Here is a 14,918-nt window from a genome sequence, read left to right on the forward strand (position 1 = left end):
TCGGCATCGCCTACTTTTGTTGCCTACCACGGCCTTTCTTGCTTTGCTCCGACGCTTCGTTCCCTTTCAGCAACTCCGTAAGCAGCCAACCATTGTAGTGGATAGTGTTGGGCTGGGTGCCAGCCTCACGCTGGCGCATTGGCGGGGGGCGGCTACGCCCGAACTCCTGCGCGACGATACCAGTGCGGGTTCGGTGCTACGGGCCTTGCGCGCCCCCGATGCGGCAGGCCTAACCGCGTCGGCCGTGACAGCCAATCATTTCGATGTAGACGGGTTTGTGGGGGTGTGGAGCTTGCTGCATCCGGAAGCTGCCTTGCGCCACGAGCACCTGCTCCGCCTGGTCGCCATTCTCGGCGACTTTCGGGAACTGGATTGGCAGGACCCGCTTGCCGATCATGCCCTGCGGCTGGTGTGCTGGCTGAATGCTCGGGAAAAGGAATTGTTTTACGTGCCGTTTGGGGCTCCGGCTTTGCGTCGGCGCGAGGACGAAGCATCCACCGAGAAGTTCAGGTGGTTTTTGCCTCGCTTCCTAGAGATACTAGAGAATCCGGAGGTGGACCGCGTTGCGTGGGAGCCGGAGTACGAGCGGGTGTTGCGGGCAACCAACGCCTTGCCGAGTGCCAGTGGTGCGTTTACGCGCTATCCTGAAATTGGGCTGGTGGTGGTAAGAGCCTCGGACCCGCTGCCGTACTATGCGTTGTTTGGCGCCACCGCTGGCTACGACATGGTACTTAGCCTATATGACGGGCAGCGCTACGAATTCGAGTACAAGTACACCACCTGGATAGATTTGGAAAGCCGTGTTACGCTGCCGCGTTTGCCGCTTGATAGCCTAGCCGCTCAGTTGAACGCCGTAGAGCAAGCCCCTTACCGCTGGACTTTCGACGGCATCACCGATACCGGCCCGTTGCTGCGCCTAGCCGGCAAAAGCCTCAACAAAGCGCAACGCTATGCCGACCCCGACCAGCGCCCGATTCAGGCTTCTTCTCTTCTGCCGCAGGAAGTGGAGCAGCTGATTGTGTCGTTCTTTCAAGAAAAGTACGCCACTATACAGGCCAAACGATACTGGACCTGGGCAGAAATCCGCGCGGCAGGGCAGTAGCACCAACTCGCGCTACACATCATCGCCAAAGCCCACTATCTGGAGTGAGCTAATGCCGCCAACTCCCTTGCGCACGTTAATTTGTGTGCTAACGCGCTCTTTTAGCGCCTCAACGTGGGAGATGATGCCCACAGTTTTGCCGGTACCCTGCAACGTTTCGAGGGCCGACAGCGCCACATCCAACGCATCAGGATCAAGCGTGCCAAAGCCTTCATCGATGAAGAGCGTGTCGATTTGGGTGCGGTGGCTAGCCAGTTCCGACAACCCCAATGCCAACGCCAAGCTCACCAAGAAACTCTCGCCGCCCGACAACGAGTTCATAGAGCGGCTGCTCCCCCCTTGGTACTCGTCTACAATAAGGAGGTCGAGGTGCTGGTCGGGGTTGCGGAGGATGCGGTACCGGTCGGTAAGGCGGTGCAAGTGGCGGTTGGCAAGGTCAGTGAGGCGAGCCAAGGTGAGGCCCTGCGCAAACTCGCTGAACTTCTTGCCATCGGCCGACCCAATGACCTCCGCTAAGTGTCGCCAGCGGCGCGCTTCCTGTTGTTGCTTTTCCAGTTGCTCGGCCAATGCCGCGTGGCGCTCCTGGCCGTTGCGGTGGTCGAGTAGGCGCTGTTGGCGCTGGCCGAGCTGCTGGTTGAGCGTAGCTAGCTGCTGGTTGCTGACGGTCAGCTGGTGTTCTACTGATTCCAGTGGTTCCTCGGTGAGGGCGCGGGCTTGCTCCTGCTGCAACTGCTGCGCTAGGTCGGTGAGAGTTTGCTGCGTAACGGCCAGCGCCTGCTCGTGGCGCTGGAGCTGATCGGCGAGGCGGCGCACTTCGGGGTCGGGGAGGAGGAGGGCCGCAAGGGCAGTGGGGTCGGGGGCGAGGCCGGCGGCCGTAAGGGCGGCCGTGAGGGCAGCGTGTTGCTGCTCCCGAAGCTGCTGCTGTTGCTGCGCATCCTGCTCCCGCTGCTGTAGCTGGGTGTCGGCAAGCACCAAGGCCGTTTCGTGTTGCTGCAAGGTTTGCTCGGCTTGCTGCCGGCGCGCTTCCGTCTGTTGCGCGGTCTGCTCTAGCTGCTGGCGTGCCTGGCCTACATCAGACCCGCTAAATAGCGCTTGGCGTTGGCGTTGCTGCTCCTGAATAGCAGTGTACTGATCGACTAGCTTCTGCTTGCGGGCCCGCAGCCAGATATCCACTTCGGCTTTCTGCCGCTCTGCTTCCGTAGCGGTTACGCTTATGCCACTTAGTTCGTTGGTGGCTTTGTCGCGCTCCTGCTGTTTGGTGGTGAATTCGAGAATGCGCAGGCGAGCTTGTTCCATCAGGGCACGGCCGTTTTCCTCGGTGAACACCATCCCGAAGTTTTCCAGCTGACTTTGAATCATTAACCGAGCCGCTGGGCCGCGTTCTTCGGCATCGGTCAACTCTTGCTCCAGGTTCGCTACCACATGCGCGTACTCCTGCTGCTGCCGGGTGGCGGCTTCTTGCTGGCTGGTGGCCTGGGTGAGCTGCTGGTTGATGGTGGCGTGCTGGTCGCGGAGTTCTTTCAATTCCTGCACCAACTCCTTCACTTCCTCTGCCACCGCTTTTTCCCCTGATTCGGGCAGGAACTGAATGGTATCCGACTGAGTTTCGACGGGCTCTGGCCCGGCTTGCTCTAGAATGGTGACGTAGGTGTTGAGGCGGTTGAAGCGAGTGCCCAACGCCCGCACCCGCTGGCTCATTTCTTCTTCCCGCTGCCGGTCATGCTGAACGGTATCCTCACTCACTCCTAGCACGCCGGCCAGGTAGGGGTGCTCAGTGGCGCCACACACCGGACATGGCTGGCCCGCTTCCAAAAGCTGCCGCGTGTCGGTGTGCGACAAAATCAGCTGCTGTAGCTGTAGACTGCGCCGCAGATCGTCCCAGTGTTGCTGCTCTTTTTCCTGCTCCTTGACCAAGCCTGCTACGTGGTGCCGGAGGCGCAGCAGCCAGGCAACACGCGCGCTGTTGGCCACTTGCTGACGGGTGGCAAGGGCTTGCAGGCGGTGGCTGGCCTCTGTTGCAGCTTGCTGCTGCTCGGTTACTGCTGCGGTGGCTTTTTGCTGACGCACGCGGGCCTCCTGTAGCCGCTGCCGCACCTGTCCAAGTTCGGCTTTGAGGTATTCCCACTGTTGCAAGCTGGCTGAAAGGTCGGGTAGCGTTGCGTTCAGCTCGCTTACGTTGGCATTCACTTCCAGCCACTTACTTACGTCACGCACCTGTTCGCGCAGAACGCGAATGCGGGCGGAGGCTTGCTCGGCCGTGGCTTTCAGTGACTTGCACAGCTCGTTTTTCTGCTCGTATTCCTCTTTGGCTAGGTGAAGCTGCTTGTTGGCTTCCACTAGCAGGCCATCGAGCTGCTCGGCTTCCCGCAACTTAGGCTCCTGCTGCTGGCGAGTGGTGGTAGCGGTTTCGTAGGCTTGTTGGGCGGCATTGCGGGCTGCGGCGGCAGTGTTGCGGAGTTGTTCGAGCTGCGGCAGACGCTGCCGAAACTGCTCGGCCTCTTGGCGCAACCGGGCAATGTGTTGGTCGGACTGCCGCAGCAAGGCCCAGTCAGTAGCAAAAGGTGCCGCCTGGGTGTGCAGGGCCAAGCGTTGCTTTAGTGGAATGAGGGTGTCCGTCTGGGCCGTGAGCTGAAGCTGACGCGTCTGGTTTTCTTGGTGGCGGGCGCGCAGTTCTTGCAGCCGCCGCAGCCACATGTGGGCATCGTGTAGCTTCTGTCGGTTGGTGGTCGCCTCTTCCAGCTGCTGCTGCAACTGCTGCACTTCCAATTCCAGAGAGTCCACTTCCTCCGGCGAAAGCAGCACAACGCCCGCTAGGCCCGTGCGCAAGGTTTCCACTTGCTGCGCCTCTCCCTTGGCTTTCTCGAAAGCGGCACGCGAGATATCAGAGTATTTTTTGGTGTCGGTAATTCTTTCCAGTAGCTGCGCCCGCTCGCCGGCCGTAGCTTTCAGAAACTTCGTGAACTCGCCCTGGGCCAGCAGCACCGAGCGCAGAAACTGCCGGTACTCCAGGCCGCTTAGCTCGGCAACGCGTAGCGGCACCTTGGACTTATAGGTTTCCAGAAACGGCCAGGTCTCCTTGCCATCATCGGTTACTTTTCGCTCGCTAAGCTCCATGCGTGGGTCTTGGAGCTTGCCATCTGGGCGCTTGCGGGCGCGGTACTGGCCCCACTTCGAGCGATACTGCTGGCCGTTTATTTCGAACTCCACTTCGGCCCAGCTCTCGCCCGTGCCGTGGCTCATCACCTGGTCGGGGTTGCTGGTTTCGTGGCGCGGCACTTGTCCGTAGAGTGCCAGCGTAATGGCATCCAGAATGGTGGTTTTGCCGGCTCCAGTAGCACCCGTAATAGCAAACAGCCCGGCTTCTGAAAGCGGTGTTTGATTGAAATTAACAGTGTGCTCCCCGCGTAGGGAGTTGATGTTGAAAAAGCTGACGCGGAGAATTTTCATGCAAGTGGCCGGCTAGGGAAGAGCCGGAGGAAATAGGTAATAGGGCAAGCGCCACAAGGCCATATCGGGGCCCAGCTCGACAAGGCTCAACCAGGCGCTTTTGCGGCCTAAAGAAAGCCTGACTGAAGTGCCGCACCACGAAGTTACTGCGAAATAGCCGCAACGCCAGTACCCCAGGCCTGCCGAGTAAGGAGTACTAGATGCAAGATTCTTCGTTCTTGGGTTCCACCACGCTTTCACCGACACACGTACCCAGCGGCGTACGTCTCATTCTTGCCCTTACCGCGCGTTTCTGTTTTGGCGTAAGTTCTGCGGGGCAGATGCCACCGGCAACACCATGCATTACAACCCCACACAACGGTTAAGTGCTTGCTGGTCACCTCTACTCCGATACCAGCTTCAGGAACACGTTTCGGGCGCTGTTTTCTTTCCTGAATCTGCTTTGCCCCGACACAAACGCCCAGTTGTAGGCGAGGCTTGTCAACACGTGTAAAGAGGGGAGGGGCTGCCGAAGTGAGCTGGCTCCGGCTAGCGCAACGTACTGGTCGGCAGCAATTCAGCATTGGTGGCACCGTGTTCCTTCTCGAAAGGCAAGAAGCGCAGACAAAGTTGTTACTGGGGCTCGCCGAAATGGGGGGAACCGTCGGGGTTCCATGCAAACGGCTTTGCTCGGATTTGGCGGGCCCATCCCGCTTGGCTGCTACGGGCTGCGTGGTAGATAATGTAGTCTTGCTGCTCGATTTCAACGAAACACGCGTGGCCCGGTCCAAAAATGGTGTCGGTTTTCGAGAAAACGGGCTGGGGCTCCTTGTGCCAGGATGCGGGGTTCAGCATATCACCTCCCAAGTATGTAAGCTGGCCCAGGCAATAGTCGTCGGTCCAGCTGCCGCTGGCAGAGTAAATAATGAAAGTCCGTCCGTTTCGGGTTAGTACCTGCGGCCCTTCGTTCACGTGCGGAAACCCCTGTTTCTCCCAGCTGTGTTCGGGCCGTGAAATGCACACCCGGTCCGAGGCAATAGTCCACGGATTGTGCATGCGGGCTATGTAGATATTCTGGCTGACGTTGGTGAAGCCTTCCCATCCCGACCAGATGAAGTACAGCTGTCCGCCGTCTGTGGTCAGTACAGTTCCGTCGATGGCCCAGCGGTCCGTCGGAATCTGCAATTGCCCCTTAAACTCGTACTCCCCCTGCGGATGCCCGGAAGTGCCTTCCAAGGCAAACAGGCGTTCCGCCCCGTTTTGGGCGTTGTAGAGGGCAAAATAGATGTGCCATTTCCCCTCAATGAACTGTAGCTCCGGCGCCCAAATCTCGACGTATTCCGGCGTGGCGCCTTGTTGGCCGGGCCATACCTGAACAAGCTCAGCGGTTGCCATTTCAGCTAGAGTAGAGAAGGTGCTTACCAGAATCTTCTGCTTCAACCGGTCGACGGTGCAGTAATACAAGCTTCCGTCGTGCGAAATAACCCACGGATCTTCGCCATCCTCTACTAATACGTGCGTCTGGTCGCCACTCGGCGGCAGTGCTCTAGCTTTCTTGGTTCGCTCATTGATTTCCGCAACAGTCATCGGCGCCAAAAACGCCTCTTGGTATAGATGGTCGTCCGGTGTATGCATACGCACGCTAAATCAAGTGGATGATGTTAAACGCCAAGCACTACAGCTAAAGGCTGATTCTACTCCACCAGCGCGGGCGTCAAGCGGTAAGGCTAGAAACGATACCGCTTGACGCCCGCGCTGGTAGAGTAAGGCTAGGGTTGAGGGCTACTGTCTTTTTTCGTGAGGTTTATGCCTCACCCATCATGAGTCCTTCGATGGTATGCCCCTGCTCGATGGTTTCCAACTCGTCTACTAAGCGGCAGGTGAGGTGTTGCTTGAGGCTTTCCGGTAGAGTGGCATAGAAAGTCCGGGTGATTTGCAAGTCGTGGCGCTCGGCATTGTTGGCGGTCGGAGCATCTACCCCGAGTACCAAGGCCGGGCGCGACTTATCGGAATAGTTGGCTGTGCCACGGTGGATGGTAAGGGCTGAGCGGGCTGAAATATCACCCATCTGCGGCATTTTACGCTGGGCACGCTGCTCGTAGCGCGGGCTGTTGGTTTTGGGTGGGAACATGCCGTGCTCGAAGTCGATAGGTAAATCCCACTGCGTACCGGGCGCCACTTCAAACGGGCCCATATCCTCGGTCACGTCGATGGTGGTGAGGTTGAAGGCCAGTGAGTTCAGTCGGCGGCCGATGATGGTATCGTCCGGGGCGGGGAAGTCGCGGTGCCAGGGCTGGTTGATAGCGCCAGGATTGGGCACGTCGAAGCCGATTTCCACGATTTTGTACGTTGGTCCGAGGACGGCCTCACATACCGCCGTCACCCACGGATGCATGGCCAGTTCCACAAAACCACGAATGTCTTCGGGGTGAATTTCGACGTAGTGCCGCTTGGGGCCACGGCCCAGGGCACCACCGGGGCGCTTAAGAGCCTCCTCGTAGAGCACGGCAATATCTTCGCCGAGTTGTTGCACCCATTCGCGGCTGAAGGCGCCTTTCAGGCCAATGATACCATCGCCGTAGAGCCCGCCCATAATTTGCGCGACGTCGTAGGTGGTTTGGATTGAGGTTGTTAGCTGCGCTGTTTCCATACTGCTCGGTTGTTAGGCTGTTCAAGGTTCAACCTAGCTTCGTCCCGCATCAACAGGGGCACTAGAAGCCGGTCAATGTCTACTTCCTAACGGATTTGAGGCTTTTTGGTGGCAGTGCTCTGATGTGTATTTTTAGGTCGTTTCTATGAAAGTTTAAATAACTGAATGCAGTGCGTATTGCTAGTTCTATGTGTGCTGCTGTCAGTGACAGTCCAGCTTGATCAAAAAATCATAAGGACATGTTACGCTGTTGGCGACAGGTTCGAAAAATATCTAAGAAGTATGCTGGGCTATGAAAAATCATAAAGCTGAATCTGTTCACACTATCACGAATTGGTACGATGGAGCAAGGGAAGGCGTAACTGATTTTCAAGGCAAGCCCCATTACTATGCATGCCTACAGGACTATGATTATGAAGGCAAGCCTACTCCGTATCGGCTTACGCCGATAGACGAAGAAACATTTCGGCTGGAACTAGAAAACTGGGATATCTGGCTGCGCTATGAAGCAGCTTTTAAATCTGGAGAAGCAACTCGCGAAACGCACCTAGCACTTCCTGAAGACCAGGCAAGGCATGAGGAAATAAATCGTATTCTTCTTGGAAAAGAATACGAGCGGCGTGAGTCCACTCTTATAGCTACTGGTGAATTTGCGTATGGAGAAAAGACAACAGTTGTTTGGGATATTCAATAGCTAGTGATATGCTAATAAATCTATTACAGATGATAAGGGTACCTATTATTATACTGCTTGTTGCTAACCTATTCAGCATCGAGCCGATAAAACCAATGCAGGGCCGGCAGAAGAATTGTCAAGGTAGATGGCAACATTCTGCCAATCAGGATGCCATAAATGGCAAGGTCGTTTTTCACGAAAATACTGATGCTTTATGCGGGCTAGTGCCCACAGCCTCAGTCACTCACTTTAGTGAGAACAAGTAGAAATGATACAATACGAGTACTTGAGTTGTGTAACCTGAGTAAGAAATTTATTAATGGAGAGTTGGTAGTGATACATCCAGACGCAACTTCTGAATTAGCAACCGTTTCTGTGCCAGTTGATCCATGGGCCTGCTCACTCAAACGGACATACATTAGAGTAATTGAATCTATTGCAAGACGATAAAGCAATTGACGAATGGGTAACAAGAGAAAGTAGTTGCTTCCTACCTTGCTAGCTTCAACGCCCCTTCCTGAAGCTAATGAAACTACTGCCGCTTGCCGCGCTGCTTTTCGCATCCTTTCCAGCCTTCGCCCAGAAAGCCAAGTCCACCGAAAACCTCGTGCAATACGCTAAACCTCTGGTGGGCACGGCCCGGATGGGGCATACCTATCCTGGGGCCACAGTGCCCTTCGGCATGGTGCAGCTTTCGCCCGATACCGACACGCTGAGCTACGAGCTGAACGGCAAGTACAACCCCCGCATGTATGAGTACTGCGCTGGCTATCAGTACGCCGATAAAACCATCGTTGGTTTCTCCCATACCCACTTCAGCGGTACCGGCCACTCCGACTTGGGCGACTTTCTGGTGATGCCCACCACTGGCCCGCTCCAACTTAATCCCGGCACCGCCGACCAGCCTGAGGGCGGCTTCCGCTCCCGGTTTTCGCACCAGAACGAGGTGGCCGAGCCCGCCTACTACCGCGTCAAGCTCGACGACCACAACATTCTGGCCGAGCTAACGGCCTCCAACCGGGTGGGCATGCACCAGTACACGTTCCCGCAGTCCGACCAAGCCCACATCATCCTCGACCTCACGGCCGGCATCTATAATTACCCTGACAAGAACGTCTGGACCTTTGTGCGAGTGGAAAACGACACGCTCGTGACGGGCTACCGCCAAACCCACGGCTGGGCGCGCACCCGCACCGAGTACTTCGCCATGAGCTTCTCGAAGCCGTTTGCCAGCTACGGCAGCCGCAACCTGTCCAAGAAACAAGTGTACCGCGGCTTCTGGGGCCGTTTCGACCAGAGCAAGAACTTCCCCGAACTGGCCGGCGAGCAGCTGCGGTTATTCTTCGATTTCAAAACCACGGCCGGGGAAAAGGTGAAAGTGAAAATGGCCTTGTCGGGGGTGAGCACCGAGGGGGCACTGCGCAACATGCGGGCCGAGGTGCCGGGCTGGGACTTCGAGGCGGTAAAGCGGGCGGGGCAAGCGTTGTGGCAGCAGGAGCTAGGTAAAGTGGTAATTGAGTCGCCGAAGCGGGCCGACAAGGAGAACTTCTACACGGCCATGTACCACGCCGCCCTCAGCCCCACCACCTACATGGACGTGGACGGCCAGTACCGCGGCCTCGACCAGAACATTCATAAGGCCGAGGGTTTCACCAACTACACGTCGTTTTCGCTCTGGGACACCTACCGCGCCCTGCACCCGCTCTACAACCTGCTGCAACCCAAGCGCAACGCCGACATGGTGCAATCCATGCTGGCGCACTTCGACCAGAGCACCATGCACATGCTGCCTATCTGGAGCCACTACGCCAACGAAAACTGGTGCATGATTGGCTACCACTCGGTGCCTGTGATTGTGGATGCCGTGCTGAAAGGCGTCGTGCCTGCCGACCAGGCCCAGCGCGCCCTCGACGCCTGCGTGACCACCGCCCACCAGCAGCGCTACGACGGTATCAATTACTACGAACAGCTCGGCTACGTGCCCGAAGACAAGAGTGGCTCGTCGGTATCCAAAACGCTGGAATACGCCTACGACGACTGGTGCATTGCCCAACTGGCCAAAAAGCTAGGCAAGACGGACATCGAAGCGGAGTTCAGCAAGCGCGCCCAGAACTGGCAGAACGTGTACGACCAGCGCATCAACTTCATGCGCCCCCGCCTCGCAGACGGTAGCTTCCGCCCGCGCTTCGACGTGCTGAGCACCCACGACCAGGGCTTCATCGAAGGCAACGCCTGGAACTACAGCCTCTACGTGCCCCAGGACCCAAACGCGCTTATCGCCAAAATGGGCGGCGAGAAGAAGTTCCTGCCCCACCTCGATTCGCTGTTCACCATGCACCTGCCGGATAAGTTCTTCGCCGAAACCGAGGATATCACCCGCGACGGTATCATCGGCAACTACGTGCATGGCAACGAACCCGCCCACCACGTGGCCTACCTCTACAACTGGACCCAGCAGCCCTACAAAACCCAGGCCCGCGTCCGCATGATTCTGCCCAAGATGTACCGCCCCACCCCCGACGGCCTCGGTGGCAACGACGACTGCGGGCAGATGTCGGCCTGGTACATTTTTTCGTCCCTGGGCTTCTATCCCGTGGCCCCCGGCTCACCGGAGTATGCCCTCGGCAGCCCCGCCGTGCACGGCGCCACCATCAACCTGGAAAACGGCAACACCTTCCGCATTACTGTCAAAAACCAGAGCGACAAAAACGTCTACGTGAAGGAAGTGCGCCTCAACGGCCAGAAACTCACCCGTCCATTCCTGCAATATGCCGATGTGGTGAAGGGCGGGGAGTTAGTGTTTACGATGGCAGGAAAGCCGTGAGACTTTAGATGATTTTGGTTATTATACAGAGCATGATAACTGATAAAAATAAAGTATTGAAGGTGCTAAAAGCTGCGCTTGTCGACGCCTATTACACGCGCTTTAGTTATTGTATCACTGCTTTTGAGTGTGAATTATTCAATGATAATTTAGGTATTAGTGCGTATATAGTGTTTAGTGAGGTAGAACTTGAGAATAAGATTGAATGGAAGAAATGGATAGATTCATATCCCTTTAATATCGACAACTGTAACGGTCCAGAAGAACCTGCTAGGGCGTTTCTAATGGGCTTGTTGACGCAAGTGAGTATTCAGGATGTGGAAGAGGAAAAGGATGGTACGTTAATAGTTATTTTTCAAAACGGTATGCGGATAAGGCTAGTAGGGGAAACAGAAGTCGAAGACACATCATGGAACATTGAATTTAGAAACAGTGACGGTGAAAGAATAGGTAACTGCACATGCTCTTTCAATGAAATGTTTTTGACTGTAAGCGAAGAGTTATCCAAAATGCTGCGTTTGCCTCACTACTCATGACCTAAACTGTCATCCTCCAGTACTGCCAGTGGGCTAACCTTGGGCTACGCTCAATATTGGTTCTGCCTTATTTGGGCAACCGGTAAGGTATTGTGCCGGCCTACAACTCCGGCCACTTCATGATGAACTGGACGGTAGCACTCAACAATTTTCTGGCCCTGCTCCCGGCCGAGACTTCGAGCCGGAAGGCCAGCCACGGGTGCAGTATCATCATGCAAAACGGCCAGCTTATTGCCGCGTATTTCAACGACTGGTGGATGAGCAGGTACGAAGGCCCCAACGAGTAGCCTGTATATGGAAGTCAATAAGATAGAGGACGTTATTATTCCGCAACGAGTCATTGGGATGGATACGGGCTGGGAGCAGGAAATAGCGCCCATCATTGCGGGCTACGCCGACCACATCATGGAAGAGCCGGCCGAACCGGCATCGGCAGAGGGCATACGTGCCTGCGAACAGCGGCTGGCAACCACGCTGCCCGAAGATTTGAAGCTCTTCTATCTGCGCTTTGGGGCGGCTAAGCTAGGTGAAATACTATGCCCGCTAAAGGAGTTTGTAGGCTGGTCGGCGGAAAGTATGGAGGGCTATACTGCCGATGAACAGGACGTGCTCCAAAACATGGTCGTATTCGGCGAATACCTCGGCAATGGCAATCTGTGGTGTTTTCACAAGCAAACGAAAGCCATCTACTATTTCGACCATGACACCGAGCCCAACATCAACAGCATGTTCGCCAGCTTTTACGAGTATCTCCGTGCTTTGCTTGTCTTCACCCAAGGAGAAATGGGCAGCCATATCGAAGGGTTGGAAGAAGAATGTGAGGCTATTGTTGTGTCTATGATAGGGCAGGAGCGGGTACGCAAATGGAGATACTTCGGCGGCTGGGAGTAATAGCTTTCTTGTAGAACCCCAACCAGCGCGCGTTGCGCTGCGCAAACGTGCGCCAGGTGAAGCTGTGCTTTGTACACAACCATTATGCTTCTACAAGCTCCATATGAAATTGCCTCTGGAAACACTCCGCCTGCTCCTGCGGCCAATAGAGCTAGCTGATGCGCCCGGCATTCTGGCGCTGGATTCCGACCCTGATGTGTTGCGCTACGTGCCGAACGCGCCCCTCAGCACCCTAGCCGAGGCGACGACTATTATCGAGTACATCCGGGCGCAATATCAACGCAACGGCATCGGGCGGTGGGCAGTGGAACGTAAGGAAGACGGTACCTTTATCGGCTGGTGCGGCCTGAAGCTCGTCAACGACACCGAGTTCAACGGGCGCACCAACTATTACGACCTTGGCTACCGTCTACTGCCCCGGTATTGGGGCTGCGGCTACGCTTCGGAAGCCGCTGAAGCTAGTGTGCGCTATGGGTTCGAGGTGCTGCACCTGCCCGTTATCAATGCCACGGTGATGCAAGGAAACAGAGCGTCGTGCCGCGTTGTCGAGAAGCTAGGCTTGGTGCGGGTGGCGGATTTCACTGAGGCCGACAGTGGCGCCTGGTATTGGTACGAAAAGCAAAACAGCGCCACAAAGAGCTAACAGCCAACATTTGGTGTTAAGCCTGGTTGTTGTGACAGTTGGAATGTGTGCTTGTTCGATTTAGGGCACGATGCACACACCAGCACGGTGCCCGTGCGGCGGGCCTATCAACAGGTTTCACTGATTTGATGGGGTGCTACGGGTAGTGCAGCTGTCGGATAAGCGTTATTGCATGCAGGATATTGTTTACAGCACCGTGGGCTTCGTGCACTTGGTTGCGGCGCTGGCTTCGTTGTTGTTGGGTACTATGGTGCTGGCCTTGCAGAAAGGAGGCCGACGCCACAAACGCTTAGGGTATGCCTACGTAAGCTGCCTGCTGGTAATGCTCGGTACCTCGTTTGGTATCTACCGCCAGTACCAGGGCTTCGGGATATTTCACGTGGCGGCGTTGCTGAGTGCCGTCACGCTAGGCGCCGGCATGGTGCCAGTGCTGCGCAAGAAGCCCGCCCGAACGTGGCGAACGTTGCACTACAGCTTTATGTACCTGTCGGTGCTGGAATTGTATGTGGCCTTGGTAGCTGAGGTGCTGGTGCGCATGCCAGGCTGGTCGTTTTGGGAAGTGGTCGGTGCCTCTGTAGCGGTGGTGGGGGTACCGGGGGCGGTGCTGTTCGGGCGTTTGCGTAGGCGGTGGCAGCGTTCCAGGCGCCCGCAGGTGGCAGCCGAGGTGTACGCCTAAGCAAGCAAGCAGCCTACGCAGTCTATGCTACGTGACTTGCAACTGTGGTGAGAAAGCTCAGAGGCTACAGAAATTGGATAACGGGCATATAGGAACTCGTGCTAGCTTTAGCACCAAATCCGTCCACTCATCCTACCCATCCATGAAATCCTGCCTGACTTTTGCAATACTAGCCTGTGCTGGTATTGCGCATGCCCAAAACAACCCAGTGAAAGTGGAAGTGAAACAAACTGCTGGTCGCTACGAGCTGCTACGGGGAGGAAAACCCTATTTCATCAACGGTGCGGGCGGCGGGCAGTTTCCAGAGCGCATCAAGGCCTACGGCGGCAACTCTATTCGTACCTGGGGAACGAACGGTGCTGATAAGGTGCTGGCCGAAGCCAACAAAAATGGCCTTACCGTGATGCTGGGGCTGGATGTAGCCCGCGAACGGCACGGGTTCGACTACAACAACCCCCAGGCCGTGGCAGAGCAAGTACAGAAACTGCGCGCCGAAGTGCTCAAGTACAAAGACAACCCGGCCGTGCTGTTTTGGGGCATCGGCAATGAGCTGAACCTGGAATACACCAACCCCAAGGTGTGGGATGCTGTGCAGCAGATAGCGCAGATGATTCATGAGGTAGACCCCAACCACCCAACCAGCACCGTGTTGGCGGGTTGCAACAAGAAGGAAGTGGACTACATCAAAGCCAAGTGTCCGGCAGTAGATATCCTTAGCATTAACACCTACGCCGGTTTGGCAGCTATTCCGCAGCAGGTCCGCACCACGGGCTGGACGGGGCCTTACGTAGTAGCCGAGTGGGGGCCAACAGGCCATTGGGAAAGCCCCGTTACGCCCTGGAAAGCCTCGGTGGAGGAAACCAGCAGCCAGAAAGCCGCCGTGTACCAAAGCCGCTACGAAGCGTCGGTGGCCAAAGACAAGACCCAGTGCCTCGGTACCTACGTGTTCTTGTGGGGTCAAAAGCAGGAGCGCACGCCCACTTGGTACGGCATCTTCACCGAGGACGGCAAAGAATCGGAAGTGGTGGATGTGATGCAGTATTTGTGGAGCGGGAAGTGGCCCCAGAACCGCGCCCCGCACCTGGCCTCGTTCCAGCTCGATGGCAAGCAGGCCACCGACAACGTGTACCTGCAACCCGGCAAAGCATACCCCGTGCACGCCACCGTATCTGACCCCGACAACGACCCCCTGACGTACCGCTACGAGTTGCTGCCCGAAAGCACCGACCTTAAATCGGGTGGCGACCGGGAAAGCCGCCCGGCCGCTATACCAAACTTGATTCCGGCGGGCGCCAAGGCTCAAACCACGTTCAAAGCGCCCACCAAAGCCGGCGCCTACCGCCTGTTCGTGTACACCTACGACGGTCACGATAACGTAGCTACGGCCAACATACCCTTTTATGTAAAGGAGAACTAAGCTGTTCTACAATTCCGCTGTTGCGTGCAAGCCAGGGCGTTGGGGTAGTGCTAGATTCTCTGGTGGACTCCCTTTCA

12 protein-coding genes are annotated in these 14,918 nt (G+C 56.5%); 9 read left to right on the plus strand and 3 right to left on the minus strand.

The genetic code is table 11. The annotated features are described in order from the left end of the window. Positions 1–43 precede the first annotated feature (43 nt). Positions 44–1,102: a DUF6687 family protein gene (locus MTX78_RS06605; RefSeq protein ID WP_243801026.1), complete on the plus strand. Its 1,059-nt coding sequence runs from the start codon at positions 44–46 to the stop codon at positions 1,100–1,102. A gap of 12 nt (positions 1,103–1,114) precedes the next feature. On the opposite strand, the gene MTX78_RS06610 is transcribed toward MTX78_RS06605, so the two are convergent. From MTX78_RS06610 to MTX78_RS06620, 3 genes are all read right to left on the minus strand, one after another. Further along, positions 1,115–4,549 (minus strand): AAA family ATPase, encoded by a 3,435-nt coding sequence (locus MTX78_RS06610; protein WP_243801028.1) that lies wholly within the window; start codon positions 4,547–4,549, stop codon positions 1,115–1,117. Positions 4,550–5,161: 612 nt separating this feature from the next. Continuing rightward, a complete protein-coding gene (locus MTX78_RS06615; protein WP_243801030.1) occupies positions 5,162–6,163 on the minus strand; it encodes a glycoside hydrolase family 43 protein in 1,002 nt (333 codons plus the stop codon). 169 nt (positions 6,164–6,332) lie between these two features. After that, positions 6,333–7,178, minus strand: a complete 846-nt coding sequence (locus MTX78_RS06620) for a phytanoyl-CoA dioxygenase family protein (RefSeq protein WP_243801032.1) — start codon at positions 7,176–7,178, stop codon at positions 6,333–6,335. A gap of 292 nt (positions 7,179–7,470) precedes the next feature. Between MTX78_RS06620 and MTX78_RS06625 the strand changes: the two genes are divergently transcribed. From MTX78_RS06625 to MTX78_RS06660, 8 genes are all read left to right on the plus strand, one after another. After that, complete coding sequence (locus MTX78_RS06625; RefSeq protein WP_243801034.1) at positions 7,471–7,872, plus strand: hypothetical protein; 402 nt, start codon at positions 7,471–7,473, stop codon at positions 7,870–7,872. A gap of 508 nt (positions 7,873–8,380) precedes the next feature. Then, the gene (locus MTX78_RS06630; RefSeq protein ID WP_243801037.1) at positions 8,381–10,678 is read left to right on the plus strand and encodes a GH92 family glycosyl hydrolase; all 2,298 of its coding nucleotides are present in this window, start codon (positions 8,381–8,383) and stop codon (positions 10,676–10,678) included. A 32-nt stretch (positions 10,679–10,710) separates the two neighbouring features. Continuing rightward, complete coding sequence (locus MTX78_RS06635; RefSeq protein WP_243801039.1) at positions 10,711–11,214, plus strand: hypothetical protein; 504 nt, start codon at positions 10,711–10,713, stop codon at positions 11,212–11,214. A gap of 92 nt (positions 11,215–11,306) precedes the next feature. After that, entirely contained in the window at positions 11,307–11,501 is a 195-nt protein-coding gene (locus tag MTX78_RS06640; RefSeq protein WP_243801040.1) for a hypothetical protein, read from the plus strand. A gap of 7 nt (positions 11,502–11,508) precedes the next feature. Further along, positions 11,509–12,105: an SMI1/KNR4 family protein gene (locus tag MTX78_RS06645; protein ID WP_243801041.1), complete on the plus strand. Its 597-nt coding sequence runs from the start codon at positions 11,509–11,511 to the stop codon at positions 12,103–12,105. 103 nt (positions 12,106–12,208) lie between these two features. Continuing rightward, positions 12,209–12,748, plus strand: coding sequence for a GNAT family N-acetyltransferase (locus MTX78_RS06650; protein ID WP_243801042.1), 540 nt, complete (start codon positions 12,209–12,211; stop codon positions 12,746–12,748). Positions 12,749–12,920: 172 nt separating this feature from the next. Further along, a complete protein-coding gene (locus MTX78_RS06655; RefSeq protein ID WP_243801043.1) occupies positions 12,921–13,424 on the plus strand; it encodes a DUF2306 domain-containing protein in 504 nt (167 codons plus the stop codon). A gap of 142 nt (positions 13,425–13,566) precedes the next feature. Next, the gene (locus MTX78_RS06660; protein WP_243801044.1) at positions 13,567–14,841 is read left to right on the plus strand and encodes a glycoside hydrolase family 2 TIM barrel-domain containing protein; all 1,275 of its coding nucleotides are present in this window, start codon (positions 13,567–13,569) and stop codon (positions 14,839–14,841) included. The last annotated feature ends 77 nt before the right edge of the window (positions 14,842–14,918 follow it).

Origin of the sequence: Hymenobacter tibetensis, from assembly GCF_022827545.1 — a bacterium.
Lineage (GTDB): Bacteria > Bacteroidota > Bacteroidia > Cytophagales > Hymenobacteraceae > Hymenobacter > Hymenobacter tibetensis.

What these genes read in the sequence shown, in the direction of transcription:
- MTX78_RS06610 (WP_243801028.1), bottom strand. Translation starts at nt 4,549, where the DNA reads ATGAAAATTCTCCGCGTCAGCTTTTTCAACATCAACTCCCTACGCGGG.
- MTX78_RS06615 (WP_243801030.1), bottom strand. Translation starts at nt 6,163, where the DNA reads ATGCATACACCGGACGACCATCTATACCAAGAGGCGTTTTTGGCGCCG.
- MTX78_RS06620 (WP_243801032.1), bottom strand. Translation starts at nt 7,178, where the DNA reads ATGGAAACAGCGCAGCTAACAACCTCAATCCAAACCACCTACGACGTC.
- MTX78_RS06625 (WP_243801034.1), top strand. Translation starts at nt 7,471, where the DNA reads ATGAAAAATCATAAAGCTGAATCTGTTCACACTATCACGAATTGGTAC.
- MTX78_RS06630 (WP_243801037.1), top strand. Translation starts at nt 8,381, where the DNA reads ATGAAACTACTGCCGCTTGCCGCGCTGCTTTTCGCATCCTTTCCAGCC.
- MTX78_RS06635 (WP_243801039.1), top strand. Translation starts at nt 10,711, where the DNA reads ATGATAACTGATAAAAATAAAGTATTGAAGGTGCTAAAAGCTGCGCTT.
- MTX78_RS06645 (WP_243801041.1), top strand. Translation starts at nt 11,509, where the DNA reads ATGGAAGTCAATAAGATAGAGGACGTTATTATTCCGCAACGAGTCATT.
- MTX78_RS06650 (WP_243801042.1), top strand. Translation starts at nt 12,209, where the DNA reads ATGAAATTGCCTCTGGAAACACTCCGCCTGCTCCTGCGGCCAATAGAG.
- MTX78_RS06655 (WP_243801043.1), top strand. Translation starts at nt 12,921, where the DNA reads ATGCAGGATATTGTTTACAGCACCGTGGGCTTCGTGCACTTGGTTGCG.
- MTX78_RS06660 (WP_243801044.1), top strand. Translation starts at nt 13,567, where the DNA reads ATGAAATCCTGCCTGACTTTTGCAATACTAGCCTGTGCTGGTATTGCG.